Here is a 16,509-nt window from a genome sequence, read left to right as displayed (position 1 = left end):
CGAATCGCGATGCAATCAACGCTGGCCGTCGCCCTGATGGCAGGATGTTCTGCGATTGCGTCAGCAGAAGAGGTTGTCCAACTGGCGCCGACCGAAGTCAGCGCTGCGCGAGACGATGGCTACAACGTGGAGTCGAGCAACGCGGCGACGCGCACGGATACGCCGATCGAGAATATTCCGCAGTCAATTGTGACCGTGCCTCGCACGATGATCGAAGATCAGGGGGCGAGAACGCTTTCCGATGCCCTGCGCAACGTCAGCAACGTGAATGCGATCGACTCGCGCGACGCCAACAATACGGTCTTCAATATTCGTGGCTTTCATTCGGGAACGGTCGTTGACGGTGTCGCGATGAAGGGGAATTTCACGGATCAGGAAAGTCTGGTCAATGTCGACCGGATCGATGTCGTCAAAGGCCCGGCGGGCGCGCTCTTCGGTGCGCAGGGGGTGGGGGCGTTCGACACCGCTGGAGGAACCATCGCCATCACCACGCTCGAGCCGACGACGCTGGAGACGGTGCGAAAGGTCGGCTTCAAAGCGGGTTCTTACGGCGAGAAGGCCATCGATTTCGACATCAATCAGGCACTGAATTCCGTCTGGGCGCTTCGGATTACGGGGGAGGCGTCGAACAGCGACAGCGAGACGGACCGAGTCTTCTTCAGGAAGCGAGCGCTATTCCCGAGTCTGTCGTGGACGCCGAGCGCCGACACCAAAGTCGTACTCAGGGCCCGCTATCTCGATGTCAGCACGCTCGACTATAGCGGGCTGCCGGTGAACGGCACGCTGAATACGTCGATCTTCACGCTGCCAAGGCAGACCAATATTGCGGCCGCCGGGCAGCCGGATACGACCAGCATGTCGAAGGGGCTCAATTTGCAATGGACCCAGCGACTGACCGATGTCTGGAGCTTCTCGCTGTTGAGCGCTTATAACGAAGTGCGGCTCGATCAGCGAGGGACTTGGCTGGTGGACTCGGGAAGTCCGATGGGCTGTGGCGCCTTCGGAAGTGCGACACCGTACAACAACACAATGTGCGGCGTGCGAATGTGGGCAAATCTGAAGACAACCACACTCTCGCCAAGCCTCACGGGCAAGTTCGCGACAGGCGCGTTGAAGCACACGTTGAATCTCGGGGTGGATTACGAGTACACGCGCGACGATGAATTCATGGCGTATTCGAACGGGCTCGGCCCTGTGTCGATCGACAACGTAAATTTCACCAATCCGGTATACCCGGCCTGGTCCGAGCCCATTGCGCCTTTAACACCGGATCAGCAAAACCGTTACATCTCGACGGTCGCCTACCTGCAGGACCAGATCGACGTAGGCCGCTGGCACTTCCTGGGTAGCGTTCGCTATTCCGACATCAGAATTACCGACAACAACTATGCTTACGGGATCTACAACGTGAGCCGCAATTCGAAGGTCTCACCGCGCGTTGGCGCCGTCTACGAAATCACACCGAAGATATCGGCGTTCGCAGGCTACGGCGAAGGCATCAGAGTGCCGGCGTTCTATCTATTCGCGTCACCACCGAAGCCCGAAGCGTACAACCAGAAGGAAATTGGGCTGCGTCTTAAGGATCTTGCCGGGATTACCGCAACAGTGGCTCTCTTCGACCTGAATCGCAAGAACGTTGCCGTGGCCGATCCGGCCAACGCAGGCTATTACATCCAGGCAGGCAAGCAGCGCTCGCGAGGCATCGATATCGACGTGAGATGGCAAGCCACGCCGTCGTGGACGTGGATTGCCGCGTATTCCCAGCAAACCGCGAAGATCGTTGACGATGGCATTGCGGCACTGGTCGACAAGCAATTGTTCAATGTGCCGAAGCAAACGGCGCGACTGGCAACGCGTTACGAGTTTCGCTCGGGGTGGCTCGCTGGTCTCGGTCTGGGGCTCGGCATGACGTTCAACTCCGAGCTTCCTGGCAACTCGACCAACACGTTCTTTACACCGGCAACCACCGTGTGGGACGCGCAGGCGTCCTACACCATTGGAAGGGCGCGCTACGGGCTGAACATTTTCAATCTGACAAACAAGAAGTCCTTCGTGCCCTCCACCTACTTCCTGGGAGGCCAGGTCATCCCGGCTTTGCCGAGGACGGTGAGCGTCACCGCAGCGTTTTCGTTTTGACCGTCTGTCAACGACTGCACGGGGAGCGCCGCACACGAACTCGATGCGAAACGGGGCGGGTGCTTTGCGGACAACCATGCGCAAGGCCACGAATGGGAGGGCGAACCGGTACCCAAGCGGCGGCTGGCGGCAGCGCAGGCCTCTTGGTCGATGCTGGCGACGGCACCTGACTGCCTCGCATTCGTGTGATACGGAGCAATGAACTCCGTCACTGTTGACGTGCGCGACTTGCTTCCGTGGTGGAGGTGATGCGCGAGTTTGGATGTCGAACGAAAAGTTCGCCGTGAACGCCGCGGAGCTTTCGACCGGTTGAATCCACAGCCCAAACCGGTCCCTCGCTTCTCTCGGAAGCGGCCATTCCAGACTGAGAGCTAGCGAGCGTATTGGATCGTAATTGTCGCTTTTGCCAGTTCCTGGTAGTGAGCGACAAAGCCGACCACTGCCGGCGTCGCAGTGCTATCAACGGGCAAACTGGGAACTTTGAGCGCCGCGACCGTGATGATGTAGCGATGACTCTCGCCTTCAGGAGGACAGGGGCCCAGGTACGCTGCCTTGCCGGTATCGTTTCGGACCGCCATTGCCCCTTTGGGAAGTCTGCCGACCTCGCTCCCGGCACCAAGGTCGAGAGTGTGGACACTCGCAGGCAAATTTGCTACGACCCAGTGCCAGAACCCCGAGCCGGTAGGCGCATCGGGGTCGTACATCGTAACAAGAAAGCTCTGGGTTCCTGCCGGCTCACCGGACCAACTGATAGCCGGCGAAATATTCCCGCCGTGGCACCCAAAGCCATCGGATATCTGAGCATTATCAAAGTGTCCGCCAGCAATGTCATCGCTCTGGATTGCAAAACCGCCTGCTATCGCATTGCTCACGACAAACAGCCCGGCAAAAAACGTGAAGATGAATTTACCAATTTTCATCGAGGATGCCTTTCAGAATAAGGATAGCGAGCAACATTGATATTTGAATTGAATCAGGATTGTCGCAACGCTTACCTCGGCGAACAAGGCAACGGCCGATACTGGTATGGCCAGTACTGGCATCCGAGCCAGCGGTTCGTTCGGAAAGGAATCGGAAATTTTCAAGATAACGCGCGAAGTGGAACGCTTCGTCAGAACCGCCAGTCGGCGAATAGGCGTGCTTCCGGCTGTCAGTCCAATCGACCGGTTCGCGGTTGCGTATGCCACGACTCTTGTCAGTCTGGCCGCGACCGTCGAACGTCTCAAACTGGCCGATTGCGGTCGATCACTAGCGTCCGCCCCGACCCATTGCCGCCGATCGGCTGTCGCGGGTTCAATGGCAGGTAGCGGAGTGGCAGGGTCACCATTTCGGCTTAAGCGTGCGAATATGGCCTGCATACGTACCGTCGTCTCTGGACGCAATCCGCACATGAATCTTCGACAGATGCGTGGCCGGTGTCGCGAGCCATTTCAGAACCGCCAATTTTTCGTCCCCACCGGGGATGTCATTGCCAGTGTCCTCCCCGCTGGCAATGAACTCCGGTAACGATCCGTCGCGCGTCGCGGCACAGAAATTTCACGGCGTTATATGAGACGAAAAGCGGGCATCGGCGCCCGCGCTGACCGGCTCAACTTCAATGCGTCAGGAAATCGAGGACCATGCGATTGAACGCGTCGGCGTGCTCCCACTGCACCCAGTGACCGCAGCGATTGAACACGTGCAACTGGGCGTTGGGCAGCCCCGCCAGCAGGCGCAGACCGACGTCCATCGGAACGAAGCGGTCTTCGCGTCCCCAGACGATCAACGTCGGCGCAGCGATTTCGCCAAGACGTGCGCCGTAGTCCGTGAACTGCTTCGGGTTCGCCGCGAGGCTCTTCACGAAGTTCTCGAGATGTTCGCGAGACGCGAGCATGTTGTCTAGCCGCGCCTGCATCAGATCGTCGGTGATCGCGCTGGCATCAAAGACGAACACATTCATCATGCGCTTCAGATTCTCAATGGTCGGCTCCTTGTACAAGCCGTTGAGCAGCTTGATGCCTTCGGTCGGCATTGCCACGAACTGGCTCGGACCGCCAGTGCCGCCGCCCATCAGAATCAGCTTGCCGACGCGCGCCGGGTTCGACAACGCAAATGCCACCGTGCTGTGACCGCCCATCGAATTGCCGATGATGTGCACTCGCTGGATGTCCAACTCGTCGAGCACGGCCTTAAGCACACGGGCGTTGAGCTCCGAACGCGATCCGCTGTTGACCACGGGATCGCTCTTGCCCCAGCCAGGGCAGTCGACGAGCAGCACGCGATAACCGGCGTCGACCAACGGTTCGACGTTGCGGTTGAAATTGGCCCAGCCCGTGGCGCCGGGCCCCGAGCCGTGCAGCATCACAACCGTCTCCGTACCGCTGCCGGTGTCGTTGTAATGAATGCGAAACACGGTGTCCGCGTCGCGAATGGTAACGAAGCGGCTCGTCGACGCTTCAGTGATTGCCGTCATGATGACCTTTCCTTATCAGAATCTGAGAATCCGAGACTCAGAAATTCAAGAATTCAAAACCTGTAAATTGCAAACTTCGGGAACGCGTATTTAACGTCCCGGCTGAACTGCGCCCGCCGCGATGCGCAGCTCGAACGTGCCCACGACGGTCAACGCGGAGATGGCGGCGATCACGATCAGTGGAATGCTCGACGACACGAGCATCGACGCACTCTGCCCCAACGCAAACAATTGCCCCGCGATCAGCGGCCCGAGAATCGAGCCGAGCCGGCCGATCGCCACGGCTGCGCCGACACCCGTTCCGCGAACTTCTGTGGGATACGCCTGTCCCGCCATCGAGTACAGCACCGACTGTCCGCCCACGAGAAACAGGCCGCAGAAGAACGCACCGCAAGCCATCGTCAACGCACCGATGGCGCTCGACAGGCCAGCCAGCGACAACGCAATGCCGAGATACATGCCGATCACCGTCAGGCGCGGCGAAAAGCGGTCCATCACGTTCGAAATGCCGATGGCACCGAGGCCACCACCGATGTTGAACATCATGATCGCCACGCCCGCCTGTTCGCGGGACAACCCGTTGGCCACGACCATCGACGGCAGCCAGTTCATCAGGAAATACAGCACGATCAGCGTGCCGAGATAGCTGACCCACAGCGCGATGGTCCTGCGCGTGCGGCCTTCCTTCCACAGCGCGTGCGTTACACCGGGTGTGGCGCTCGATGTCCGTGTGAGTCGCGTTTCGACGAATTGCGCGGACTCGCGCAGGCACAGGCCGAGCAGCGGCACCATCAGCAACGGACCGAAGCCGCCGACGTAGAACACATGACGCCATCCCTCCTCGCTCGGGCTGACGATGCCGATGACGGCCGCGAGTGCCGCACCGAACGGCATACCGCAATACATCGCGCCCACGGCGCTGTTGCGATGCCCCTGCGGCGCCGCTTCGGCACACAGCGCGATGAGGTTGGGCATGGCAGCGCCAAGGCCCAGACCGGTGAGAAAGCGTGCTGTCAGCAGCGATTCGAAATTCCACACGTGTGCCGTGAGGAGCGAAAAGATGCCGAACAACGCGACAGACAACATCAGCACGCGTTTGCGCCCCCAGCGATCGGCCAGCCGTCCGCCTAGCGCCGCGCCCGGCAGCAGTCCGATGGCGCCGGCGCTGAACGCCCACCCCATCTGCGCCACGCTCAGACCGAACTCCTTTGCGATGCGCGGTGCTGCCACGCCGGCCGATTGCAGATCGAGGCCTTCGAGCAACGCGATGGCCAGACACAAACCGATCGTCGCGAGGCTTCCCTTCGAGGCCGCGACGCCTTGGGATGATGCGTTCATTGCTAAGTCTCCTGATTCACAAAGTCCGCTCTTGATGGCGGTCATGGTGTCGATGGCGGCATCACCCTGATTGCGGGTGATGCCGGTGTTGCCCTGTAACGCTGATGGATCGGATATCTGACGCGACCTGCCTCACGCAAAGACGGCACGCACGCTGCCCAGTCCCTCGATCTCGGTGACGAACGTGCCGGCTTCCGTGACGGGGACCATCGGCCCAAGCGCACCGGTGAGCACGACTTCGCCCGCACGCAGTGGCGTGCCGAGCTGTGCCATGCGATCCGCGAGCCAGACGGCGGCATTGAGCGGATTGCCGAGGCACGCCGCGCCGTTGCCGCGCGAGAACACCTCGCCGTCGCGCGAAACGGTCATCGCGCAGGCCGCGAGATCTACGTCCGAGAGCTTCACGGGGCGGCTGCCGAGTACGAACAGCGCGCTCGACGCGTTGTCGGCCACGGTATCGACGAAGCGGATATTCCACTGCTCGATGCGACTGTCGACGACTTCCACGGCCGCCACGGCGTAGGCGCTCGCGCGAAGAATGTCTGCGAATGTGTGCTTCTCGTACGTCAGGTCACGCTCAAGGACAAGCGCGATTTCGGCTTCGACCTTCGGCTGGATAAGGCTGGCAAGCGGCATCGGCTGCGCGTCGCCGTATGCCATGCTCGCGAACAGCGCGCCGAAGTCGGGCTGGTCCACGCCAAGTTGCTTTTGCACGGCCAGCGACGTCAGGCCGATCTTGCGACCGACAATGCGCTCGCCGTTGGCCACTCGTGCGTCGACATTGCGCTGCTGCACCGCATAGGCGGTGGCCATGTCGTCGATTGCGATCTCGCCGCGCACGGGCGCAATGGCTTGACGTGAGGCTTCCGCCTGACGAAGACGGTCAGCAAGCGTTTGAATCAGTTGGGCATTCGACATCGGGGAAATCCTCTTGTTTGGTCCCGTTTCTCGTGATCAGGCCGCTGCGGCCAACGCAGGTTTCGGCACCGCGTGCATGGCAGCAAAACCCGCGATCCATTCGGGAATCGGACGGTAGTAATCGACGCTCGCGCGGTACTCGCCGTAAGCCGCGAGCATCGCGAACGCGGCAACCCACGTGCGGATCTCGTGCGCGGACTTGCCGCCGTCTCGCGTAATGGTGTCGTTGCTCATCGCGTCGACGGCGCGCCAGTCGCCGTCTGTCAGGGTTTGCAGGAAATCGCGGTCCCATTGCGGATTGAGCGGGTGCATATGGCTGTCTCCCGCCGTGAAGGCCTTCGCCGCGGCAACGGTGCGCGCCTGACGCGCCGCACGAAATTCGGCCGACGGATTGCGTCCGGCAATCAGACGCTCGGCGACTTCTTCGGTTGCGCCGATGAGCTCGGGCACGGGAGGCTCATGCGAAATGCCGCCCGAGCCGACCACGAGCACGCGCTTGTCCGTTTGCGCGAAGAAGCGGCCGATCGCATCGCCAAGCAACCGCGAGCGGCGAAGCGTTGCCATCGGGGGCGCCACCGAGTTGATGAATACCGGCACGACGGGATAGGTATCGAGACCGCCGGTTAGGACTTCCAGTGCATAGGCGAAACCGTGGTCGACCTGCATGCGGTACGACAGCGCAATGTCGATATCGCCCGACAACACGTGCTCCGTGAGTGCGTGCGCGGTGTTCGACGGCACGGGCAGTGTGCCTGCGAGGCTCTTGAAGTCACCAATAGCAGTGGCCTGCGCGCCAATACAGAACGGCGGCATGACATCGTAGAAAAAGCCGTTGAAGTGGTCGGGCGCGAACACGACGACGAGCTCCGGGTCGAACTGGCGCACACGCTCTCGCGCAGCCGCCTGTACGCGACCCACTTCCGACACCACGTCATCGGCAGGGTCGAAATAGCCATGCAGCGGCGTGTGGGACAGGCATTCGAGATGAATCGGCATTCTCAGGCTCCGGCAACTTTGGCGAAGGCAATGTCGTTTTGGACGCGCTGCGGCATCGGCGAGAGTCCGCTCGTCACGAGACGGATCGGGTCGTCGACGAGCGCCGCCTTGCGGGCGAGTTGCACAAGCGAGTCGGAGACTTCCTGCGGCGCGCATACCCCCGCAATGAACCGGTCCGGGCGCATCAACACCACCGACTGGGCGCGCGCACTGAACCATTCCTTGAGACGACCCTGCGCGTCACCGATCGTGATGACACCTTCCGGCACGTCGTCCATATAGCCGAGCTGGGTGTCCGGCTTGGCGAGCACGAAACGAACGCCGAGCTTCTGTGCGACGGCGCGTGCTTCCGGCGTCAGACCGAATGTGGGATCGGTCCCCCAGCCGATCACGGCGAAGTGATTGCCGATCACGTCGTCGAGTCGCTGAGTTTCCCCGTCGATGGTTCGCACTCGCGGCTGAATGAAGAGACGCCCCGCCGGGGAGTTGGCAGATGGATCTCGGCCGTACACCCACCTGCCGAGCCAGGACTCGCGCTTCTGGCTCATCAGGCCGAGCAGGCGGCCCGGCGCAGAATTGCCCGAACGCTCAAGCCGCCTCGCGAGCCATCCGCCGGTGCTCGTGGGTGGCGGGAGCAGGACCACGCCCTCTTCGTAGCGCGGCATCGGCTTGAAGCGCATCTCAACGAAGTAACGTTTGACGGACGGAAACCAATTGAAGCTGTGTACGAAGGCGTCGCGAAAGCGCACGCCGAAGCGCGTGGTCGGTGCGAAGATGTCTCCCGCCACTTCGGACAGATGGATCATGGCGCGCGCATGCGCACGACGCTCGGCCGTGTAGGTGTCGAGCAACGCTCCGTGGCACTGGCCCTTCACGACCATCGCCAACTTCCATCCGAGATTGTTGGCATCGCGAATGCCACTGTTGTAGCCCTGCCCCTGCCACACCGGCATGATGTGCGCGGCGTCGCCCGCGAGCAGCACCCGCTCGACACGGAACGTTCCGGCCAGCCGCGCGTTGTGCGTGTAGACCCGTTTGCGGATGTAGTCGACCTTGTCGGGATACGCGACTACCTTGCGGATCAGCGCCGCCAGATTTTCCGGCTTCGACAATTCCTCTTCCGTCTCACCCGGCATCACCATGAATTCGAACCGACGAATGCCGTGCGGCAGCGCGGCCGATACATACGGACGCTCGTGATCGCAATGCATGTATATGTGTGGCGAGCCAACCGGGTCGTTACGCACGTCGACTACGATCCACTGGTTCGGCTTGGTGCGCCCTTCGAACGGCACTTGCAGCAGGCGGCGAATCAGGCTGTTACCGCCGTCAGCGCCCACGACGTAAGCCGCGCGAACCGTGCGCGTTTCGCCATCACTGATGCGCGTGGTCAGCGTGACGCCGCGCTCGTCCTGTGTGCAGGCCTCCACGCCATGACCGAACAGCACCTGGACGTGCGCGAAGCGCGCCAGGCCGTCGAACAGTACGCGGTCGGCCAGCGGCTGGATGAACGCATTGCGACGCGACCAGCCGAACTCGTCGGTGCGAGGCTCGATCGACGCAAAGCAATGGCCGTCGCGCGTGAGAAAGCGCATCCAGTGATCGGGTGTGGTGTGCGGGAGCAAGGCATCGGTGAGGCCCACCGCCTGAAACACGCGCAGCGCTTCGTCGTCGAGACCGATAGCGCGCGGATAGTCGATGAGCTGATCGAGCTTCTCGATGATTGTGACGCGCACGCCTTGCAGGCCGAGGATGTTGGCGATCATCAGCCCGACGGGGCCGGCGCCAACGATGGCGACGTCGGTCGTGATGTCGGCCACGGCATTGGACGCATTGGCGGATGCAGTCATGTGTCTCGCTCCTTTACTTTTCTTGGGCACAAGCGCGCCCCCGCGCCTGTCTCGCGCGTTCTGATGGCGTGCTGCTGTAGGTCAATCGACGGCGGATCGTGGTGTCCGCTTGTGTTCGCTTCGTTGGCTCGGGTCGGGCCGCGGGATCCGCTGTCAAACGACTTGCCTTCGGCAAATGTCGTTCGGACGGATTGGGACGGTGTCTCCGTTAGCGCTCTGATTTTCTGTGGAGTCTAGGCAGGTCACGAAATGCGCTCAACAATTTCACTAAAATGTGCATAGAATGCACAACATTGATTTAATTGGATTTTTCGATGAACAAGTATTCGAATGTGCGGGGACTGTCGCGCGGGTTATTGGTGTTGCGAGCAATGAACGTCATGGAACGGGGGCGCGCAACGCCTGCGCAACTGAGCGAAGCCACCGGCCTGCATCGCACGACCGTGCGGCGTTTGCTCGAGACCCTGCTGGAGGACGGGTTCGTGAGACGCAGCACGTCGGACGACACCTTTCGGCTGGCACTCGCCGTGCGCTCACTCAGCGAAGGCTTCACCGACGACGAGCGTGTCGCGACCGTCGCTCCCCCGATCATGGGGCAGTTAATGCAGCGCGTCGTATGGCCATCGGACCTGACCACACCCGATGGCGACGCCATGATCATTCGCGAGACAACACATCGCTTCAGCCCGCTGTCGTTTCATCGTGCGATGGTCGGCCGTCGCCTGCCGATGCTGTTCACTGCCGCCGGACGCGCATACTTCGGCATGTGTCCCGACACGGAACGCGAAGACATTCTCGACTTGCTGCGCACAGGCGCTGGTGGCGAGTTGCAGCAGCGCTTCGCCTGCGACGACGCCTTTATCCGCAACCTCGTACGACAAACGCGCGACAACGGCTTTGGCTCGAATCACGGCGACTGGCTCGACCAGCGCAAGATCGGCGCCGTGGCAGTCGCTATCCCATCCGAAGGCCGTGTGCTCGCCAGTCTGAACGTGATCTATCTCGATCAGGCCGTGAGTCCCGCAGAGGCCGTGCGACGCTTCGTGCCGCCCCTGCAAGACGCGGCCGCGCAAATCGCGGCGGCGATATCGACGAAAGCATCCTCCTCGCTGTCGCCGTCACCGGATACGCCACCGCCTGCACCGTCGACCGATCCTGGAACGCCTTGACCAGCCTGCGGGTCTGCTCGGCATCACGCGCGCTACTCGACTATCAGGTCAAGATGTCGTGGTCGACCCACCGGTGCAAGACGGACTCTGCAACGCAGAACGAGCGCTGTTCAAGTGCATGATGACGACAATCCTGCGGGGTGATCAGGCTTGTCGAAAGAATACGCTTACCATCTATTGCTATAGAACGGCCCCTTTGGGTTGGAAGTCGACTGTAATGAGCGACAGCAAGCGGCCAGAAGCGGACATCGTTGACAATGACATTAACGGCTGAAGCAGGCGAAGAAGTGGCCCTGTGGAGTCGCCACTTTGTTATCCGAAGAAGCACATTTTCGTATCGCCGATGAACCATTTAATCGCACGTTTCGGCTCGTGATACGATCCATTCCATAAGCGTGGGCGCGGCAATCCGACATTTCCAACCCACCTCACCAATCGGGAGCCTCAACTTTGAATTCAGCAAAGCGAGCTGCAATTGTCTTTGGAGCCATAGTCACGACGATCGCGAACGCTGAGCCACTTGAGCGCTGGTACTTGCCGGATCCGGACGAAATGGTCAAGGCGTCCAATGTCCTCTGCCTTGATCAAGCGAAATCGGCGTTGGTCGCTGCTGCGTTACGCGAGCATGGGCGAAGCAAGTCGGAAGTGCTTGCGTTGGTGCCAGAGGAACCTAAATCCATGTCGCTGCGCGTTGTGAGCGCCATGCGGGAAAGCGTCGAAGACGCATTCGACTTCCCCAACCTCTCCATGTATTCCCAATATTCCTTCCGGTCAGAAGTTTGCTTTCGTGAGACGTTGGGGGGTGTGAGGATGCCCCGCCTCGTATCGGTGCTGCCACAAATGGAGAAATGCCAGCAGACTCACGGCCCGGAAAAAAGCAACGCGCTGTTCCAATGTATCAAAGCTGTTGTCCGTAGCGCCGAGCCACAATCTTGATTGCCTGTTCTCAACACTTAAGCGGACATTCGCACCCGACCGTGAGTCGTCCGCTCCGGGTTGTGGATTCAACCGGCCAATGCCCCTGACGCATCACGACTTGTACATTCGGCGAATCGGGCCGACGGACTCGACTTATGGAAAACATCGAATTACTACTGGGCGTTAGATACGAAGATTTAGGGCAGGCACCCATTCTTGCTGGAATAGATATTCCTTTACGTGAAGCCGTAGTTGATCAAAGTTACGTCAGCTTCCCAGCTCTGAGCGTCTCGCTTGTGCTTCCAGATAATGAGACAGTGGGAGCCGTTCAATTGCACGCCAGTAAGCATGATGGCTTCGGAGGTTACGCAGGCCGACTTCCCGGTCAGCTGAAGTTCGAAATGAATCGTGAAGATGCTCGTGCATGGTTGGGGGTGCCAGTCGAATCAGGTAAGGAGAGGGAAGTCCTTCTACTTGGCAAGAAGCCTGCATGGGACCGCTTTCGGGTTGGGCAAATTGTGATCCATGTGGAATATTCGATTGGTGACGGGCCGATTCAGTTGTTAACAATTACGAGGGGCTAGGTCGCCCAATCCAGCGTGCTGACGCCCGCGACCATTCAATAGCAGACATGTTCGCTTCAGTTGCCGATGTCCGCCTCGGGGCGGATTGCGACAATCGCATTTGTCTCACTGCGGCCAGGAGCGGTCGTTCGACCTATCAAGCACATGGATTGGTCTTCGGTCGCCGCTGAAATCTGGCGTTGAGGCGCACCCAAAAATATTCCTTGCGAGGAAAAATGAAATTGGAAAATCGTATCACTCGTTGGATTTTCACGATGGCTTATTTGCTGATGCTCTCCACGGCGTCGGCAGCTTCTTCAGAGGCCAGCGCGATCTCTGTTGTCTTTCGTGACGTCGAGTATCAACACAGGTGGTCGAAGGGCGGTCAAAACGAATTCACGCCGCAAGGCCAAGAAGATCTCAGCTCGTGGCGTGACATGATTACTTTGAATGTTCATGAGTCCGTTACGAATGGAGATCAACTCGCTGAAACGGCGAACAAGATTCTAACCAATTACCAACACGCTGGAAAAATTCTGCGAACCGATTCCAAGCCCAGAACCCCCGATCATCCCGCAGAACATTTGGTTGTCGCAGTGCTTGGTAACCCTGCCTTTCTCGAGGCTGTCTTTGCCCGCTTTGCCCTGGTTGATGGCGTCGGAACTGTCACAGTCTATTCCCACCGAGTGTACGGGAAGTCCACTGGCCAAGCGATGAGTGAGTGGCTTAAGACCAATGGCCCGCAGGTCGAAAGTGCTCTAATGTCCTTGGAAAAACTGCCGACACCTGTTTCCCTAAAAGCTCTGCCGCAAAGCAATTGAGCGTGCGCTCCACTCTAGCAATCGAGCCGACGTCTCCCTCAATCGGCACCTTTGCGTGCCGAATCGGCACGAAGCTCGATTTTCTCCCGCCTACACTCCGCTTCCTGAGACTGGCCGGTGGCCTCGGCGCGCTTTAGGCGCGTATCGCGTGGCCGCCACACATTGATCCCCAACGCCAGCGATCCAGAGGAGCAGGGCATGACCAGTAACACCAAACCCCACAACCCGTGGCGCGAAATCTGCGCCGCGAGTATCGGCAACGCACTCGAGTTCTACGATCTGCTGATCTATGGCTACTTCGCCATCGTGATCGGCCAGTTGTTCTTCCCGTCGCATGACGCGACCACGTCGCTGCTGCTCTCCGTCGGCACCTTCGGTATCTCGTTCGTTACGCGCCCGCTGGGCTCGATCGTCCTCGGCAGCTACGCCGACCGCGCGGGCCGCAAAGCGTCGCTCACGGTGTCCATCGCCCTGATGATGCTCGGCACCGCCATGATCGCGTTCGCCCCGACCTATGCACAGATCGGCATTGCCTCGCCGCTCATCATCATCGTCGCGCGTATGCTGCAAGGCTTCTCGACGGGCGGCGAGTTCGGTGCCGCCACGGCCTTCATGGTCGAGCACGCCGATGCCAAGCGCCGCGGGTTTTTCGCAAGCTGGCAAATGTCCACGCAAGGCCTCGCCACGGTGCTCGCCGCCGGCGTTTCCGCCTTGCTGAGCATGCTGCTCACGGCCGATCAACTGAGCGCATGGGGATGGCGTATCGCGTTCGCCGTGGGGCTGCTCATCGGCCCGGTCGGTCTTTACATTCGCCGCAACATCGACGAAACGGCCGACTTCAAGAAGCTCGGCGAAAAGCAACGCGAAAAGTCGCCGCTGCGCGAAGTCTTCGGCCGCGATCGCGCCAATATGCTGCTCGGTGCCGGCGTCGTTGCCGCAGCGACCGCATTCAACTACGTTCACAAGCTGTACATGCCGACGTATGCCGTCAAGCAACTGCATATTCCGGCGACGTCGTCGTTCATCGGCGCTGTTGTCACCGGCGTGATGCTGATGATCGCCGCGCCTGTCGTCGGCCATCTCTCAGACAAGTTCGGCCGTATTCGCGTGATGCTCTGGGCGCTGATTCTCGTGGGCGTGACAACCTACCCGCTGTTCGTGCTGCTCAACCGCTATCCGACCTTCCAGACGCTGCTCATGGTGCAAGCGCTCGTGGGGCTGCTCATCGCCGTGAGCCTTGCGCCGCTGCCTGCCCTGCTGGCGGACATTTTTCCGACGAGCACCCGTGGCACGGGGCTGGCACTGTCGTACAACTTCTCGGTGACGGTGTTCGGCGGGTTCGCGCCGCTTATCGTGACCTGGCTCATCGACGCCACGCAGAACAAGCTTGCACCGAGCTTCTACGTGATGGCGACCGCCGTGCTCAGTGTTTCCGCCGTGATTTCGCTGGGCCGCCGTGCGCGCGCCGGCAAGATTGCCGGTATCGCGCATGGCTCGACCCACGCATCGAAGGCCTGAGCGGCGCCGTCGGCGAACCGCCAACAATGCACCTCATCCTCATCCGATGACCTGATTTTCGCCGTAACGACGACGTCTGCTGTCCCCTACAGCGGCGTCGTCACTTTTTTCGGCATCCCTTGCGGAGCATTTTTCATGACCACGCTCGAAGCGATTCGCGCCGCCCTGCCGGCGTACCCCATCGAAGTCTCGTTTCCCGACATCAACCGCTGGCGCGAAGGCAATACCGGCATCGACTTTCTGCACTCGTTCGATAGCGGCAAGCCCGGCAAACATGTGTTGATTCTTGCGCTCACGCACGGCAACGAAGTGAGCGGCGCCATCGCCGTCGACGCGCTGCTCGCCGCCGGTGTGCGCCCCACGGCAGGACGCCTGTCGCTTGGCTTCGGCAATATCGGTGCGTACGAGCAATTCAGCGCCGAGAATGCCGATGCCACTCGCTTCCTCGACGAAGATATGAACCGCGTCTGGACGCCGTCGACGCTCGACGGCGAGCGCCAGAGCCGCGAGTTGTTGCGTGCGCGCGCCATGCGCCCGTTCATCGATACGGTCGATCTGCTGCTCGACATCCACTCGATGCACGAAGCCTCCGCGCCGTTGATGATGACCGGGCCGCTCGAGAAGGCGATTGCACTGGCCGCCGAACTCGGCACGCCGGAGCACGTCATCATCGACAAGGGCCATGCGAACGGCACACGTATGCGCGACTACGGCGGCTTCGGCGATCCGGCCAGCCCGAAGAACGCTCTGCTCATCGAAACCGGTCAGCACTTCGCCAAGAGCGCGCGCGACGTGGCGCTCGACAGTGCCGCTCGGTTCCTGTTGCACGCGGGTGTCGTGGCCGAGGCCGATGTGGCGCCGTTCCTCACGCAAGCGTTGCCCGCACGTCAGAAGTTTGTGGAGATCACGCAGCCGGTCGTGGCGCGCTCGATGGACTTCCGCTTCTCACAGCCGTTCACCGGCCTGGAAGTGATCGAGAAGGCCGGGACGGAGATTGCCCGCGATGGCGACGAAGTCATTGTCACGCCCTACGACAACTGCGTGATCGTGCAGCCGTCGATGCGCCATCTCGGAGTGAACGTCACGATGATGCGTCTGGGACGTTTGCTCGATCGCTGATGACGCAACGATAGCGTCGGGGACACCGAGGTTAGGCAGCGGGCCGGCAATTTGCCGGCCCGTTTCGTTTGCGGGTGGTCTGCGTCGCGGCCGTCAGAACGTGTCGGCCGGCGAGCCGACGGGGTGAACGTTCGTGCCGGTTCAGACAGCGCGCGTTGTGCCTGCGGGGGCTGGGGCGTGCGTCATGTCGATGTCGGCGTCGGCGTAGTCAACCTGCACGGGTTTGCCGCGGCGAAGACTCAGTTGAGCAAGCACGTCAGCGTGTTGATTGCCCCAGCGGTAAAGCATTTCGATGGGCTCGATGAACAACTCGCCCAGTGGCGTGAGCGAATACTCCACCTTGGGCGGCACGACGGCGTAGACCTCGCGATGAATCAGTCCGTCGCGCTCGAGTTCGCGCAACGTCTGCGTGAGCATCTTCTTGGAGATTCCCGGCAAGCGGCGCTGCAACTCTCCCGTGCGCGTGGTGCCACACTGCAACGCGTACAGCACCATGCTCGTCCACTTCACGCTGAAGAGTTCCAGTACGCGACGCGGCACGCAGGTTTCTTCGAAAACGAACGGTTCGGGTTTGCTCATGGTAACCAATTGGTAACTATTCAACTAAAGAGTGCCTACTGGGGATTTTTTCCCTTCGTCACTATACTTTGTGCCGGTAGTGCGCGTCATCCGATGTGAGATGGCCTTGCGGTCCCGACAGCCGGAAAGGTG

At 60.6% G+C, this 16,509-nt stretch carries 14 protein-coding genes; 7 read left to right on the top strand and 7 right to left on the bottom strand.

What is annotated here, in order from left to right; all coding sequences use genetic code 11:
- Positions 1–9 precede the first annotated feature (9 nt).
- Positions 10–2,136, top strand: a complete 2,127-nt coding sequence (locus C266_RS18065) for a TonB-dependent siderophore receptor (RefSeq protein ID WP_010804925.1) — start codon at positions 10–12, stop codon at positions 2,134–2,136.
- Positions 2,137–2,507: 371 nt separating this feature from the next.
- Here the strand turns inward: C266_RS18065 and C266_RS18060 are convergent, their stop codons facing one another.
- From C266_RS18060 to C266_RS18035, 6 genes are all read right to left on the bottom strand, one after another.
- Positions 2,508–3,056, bottom strand: coding sequence for a YbhB/YbcL family Raf kinase inhibitor-like protein (locus C266_RS18060; protein ID WP_010804926.1), 549 nt, complete (start codon positions 3,054–3,056; stop codon positions 2,508–2,510).
- Positions 3,057–3,730: 674 nt separating this feature from the next.
- Entirely contained in the window at positions 3,731–4,588 is an 858-nt protein-coding gene (locus tag C266_RS18055) for an alpha/beta fold hydrolase (protein ID WP_010804927.1), read from the bottom strand.
- 90 nt (positions 4,589–4,678) lie between these two features.
- On the bottom strand, positions 4,679–5,926 hold the full coding sequence (gene mhpT / locus C266_RS18050) for a 3-(3-hydroxy-phenyl)propionate transporter MhpT (RefSeq protein ID WP_010804928.1): 1,248 nt from the start codon (positions 5,924–5,926) through the stop codon (positions 4,679–4,681).
- 132 nt (positions 5,927–6,058) lie between these two features.
- The gene (gene mhpD, locus C266_RS18045) at positions 6,059–6,844 is read right to left on the bottom strand and encodes a 2-keto-4-pentenoate hydratase (RefSeq protein ID WP_010804929.1); all 786 of its coding nucleotides are present in this window, start codon (positions 6,842–6,844) and stop codon (positions 6,059–6,061) included.
- 36 nt (positions 6,845–6,880) lie between these two features.
- Positions 6,881–7,840 (bottom strand): 3-carboxyethylcatechol 2,3-dioxygenase, encoded by a 960-nt coding sequence (locus C266_RS18040; protein WP_010804930.1) that lies wholly within the window; start codon positions 7,838–7,840, stop codon positions 6,881–6,883.
- A 2-nt stretch (positions 7,841–7,842) separates the two neighbouring features.
- Positions 7,843–9,690 carry a bifunctional 3-(3-hydroxy-phenyl)propionate/3-hydroxycinnamic acid hydroxylase gene (locus tag C266_RS18035; RefSeq protein ID WP_010804931.1) on the bottom strand — a complete coding sequence of 616 codons (1,848 nt, stop codon included), beginning with the start codon at positions 9,688–9,690 and terminating at the stop codon, positions 7,843–7,845.
- A gap of 314 nt (positions 9,691–10,004) precedes the next feature.
- Between C266_RS18035 and C266_RS18030 the strand changes: the two genes are divergently transcribed.
- The 6 genes from C266_RS18030 (at position 10,005) to C266_RS18010 (ending at position 15,798) form a co-directional block, all read left to right on the top strand.
- Complete coding sequence (locus C266_RS18030) at positions 10,005–10,859, top strand: DNA-binding transcriptional regulator (RefSeq protein ID WP_051126391.1); 855 nt, start codon at positions 10,005–10,007, stop codon at positions 10,857–10,859.
- 450 nt (positions 10,860–11,309) lie between these two features.
- Positions 11,310–11,795, top strand: coding sequence for a hypothetical protein (locus C266_RS26350; RefSeq protein ID WP_051126389.1), 486 nt, complete (start codon positions 11,310–11,312; stop codon positions 11,793–11,795).
- 137 nt (positions 11,796–11,932) lie between these two features.
- Complete coding sequence (locus tag C266_RS27545) at positions 11,933–12,361, top strand: hypothetical protein (RefSeq protein WP_144265862.1); 429 nt, start codon at positions 11,933–11,935, stop codon at positions 12,359–12,361.
- A gap of 221 nt (positions 12,362–12,582) precedes the next feature.
- The gene (locus C266_RS18020; RefSeq protein ID WP_144265861.1) at positions 12,583–13,161 is read left to right on the top strand and encodes a hypothetical protein; all 579 of its coding nucleotides are present in this window, start codon (positions 12,583–12,585) and stop codon (positions 13,159–13,161) included.
- 198 nt (positions 13,162–13,359) lie between these two features.
- Entirely contained in the window at positions 13,360–14,679 is a 1,320-nt protein-coding gene (locus C266_RS18015; RefSeq protein ID WP_010804935.1) for an MFS transporter, read from the top strand.
- Positions 14,680–14,814: 135 nt separating this feature from the next.
- Positions 14,815–15,798 (top strand): succinylglutamate desuccinylase/aspartoacylase family protein, encoded by a 984-nt coding sequence (locus C266_RS18010; RefSeq protein ID WP_010804936.1) that lies wholly within the window; start codon positions 14,815–14,817, stop codon positions 15,796–15,798.
- Between the two features lie 141 nt (positions 15,799–15,939).
- On the opposite strand, the gene C266_RS18005 is transcribed toward C266_RS18010, so the two are convergent.
- Positions 15,940–16,377, bottom strand: a complete 438-nt coding sequence (locus tag C266_RS18005) for a helix-turn-helix domain-containing protein (protein WP_010804937.1) — start codon at positions 16,375–16,377, stop codon at positions 15,940–15,942.
- Positions 16,378–16,509: the final 132 nt, after the last annotated feature.

The organism is Pandoraea sp. SD6-2 (genome assembly GCF_000389825.1).
In the GTDB taxonomy this organism is placed as follows: domain Bacteria; phylum Pseudomonadota; class Gammaproteobacteria; order Burkholderiales; family Burkholderiaceae; genus Pandoraea; species Pandoraea communis.
The sequence above is the reverse complement of the archived record's forward strand: the minus strand, read 5'-3'. Positions and strand labels throughout refer to the sequence as shown.